2 pseudogenes are annotated in these 624 nt (G+C 66.3%); one reads left to right on the top strand and one right to left on the bottom strand.

From position 1 onward, the window contains the following. A pseudogene (locus EN964_RS36505) lies at positions 1-262 on the top strand (delayed-early response protein/equilibrative nucleoside transporter); the annotation flags it as partial. A gap of 23 nt (positions 263-285) precedes the next feature. Here the strand turns inward: EN964_RS36505 and EN964_RS36500 are convergent. Then, positions 286-624 (bottom strand): annotated as a pseudogene (locus tag EN964_RS36500) (NAD-dependent epimerase); the annotation flags it as partial.

The following is a 624-nucleotide window of genomic DNA, read 5'->3' as shown; positions in this document are numbered from 1 at the left end:
CCTGATCGTGCTGAGCTTCGCCTTGCTCAACGGCCTCTGGCTCGGCGGTTTGCTGTCGGTGCTGGCGATGTCGCTGGGCACCGCCATCGCCGTATCGGCACTGGCGACACTGGCGGTGACCGCCAAGAACTGGGCGGTGTATTTCGCCGGCGACGGCCGCATGGGCAACCGCATCCACTCGATCGTCGAGATCGGCGGCGCGGCGTTTGTGTTCCTGTTCGGACTGCTGCTGCTGTCGGCGAGTTTGGCGAGCGGCGGATAGGCCGGCGCCACGAGGTTCGGAGTTTAACCCGCGATCTTGCCGCCGAGCTCATCCTCGATGTGAGCGCGGATGATCTCGTCAAAACTCTTTTCGGCGCTGAAGCCGAGCTCCCGTGACCGCTTTGCCTCGAAGCGCGTCGGCCAGCCCTTGACGATCGCCCAGATCGTCTCATCCGGAACCTCGCGGATCAGGCTTACCGCCTTCGGCCCGGCGATGCGTTCCAGCGCCTCGATCTGCTCGCCGACGGTGACGGCAACGCCGGGCATCGTCAGGTTGCGGCGCGGCCCGACTGCGCTGCCGTCGATCCCTGCCGCATGGATCAGGAAGTTCACCGCCGAGCGCGGGCTGGCATGCGTGTGCAC

It is taken from the genome of Mesorhizobium sp. M7A.F.Ca.CA.001.10.2.1 (assembly GCF_003998575.1).
Taxonomy (GTDB): Bacteria; Pseudomonadota; Alphaproteobacteria; order Rhizobiales; family Rhizobiaceae; genus Mesorhizobium.
Note: the sequence above shows the minus strand (reverse complement) of the source record. Positions and strands in the feature narration are given on the sequence as shown.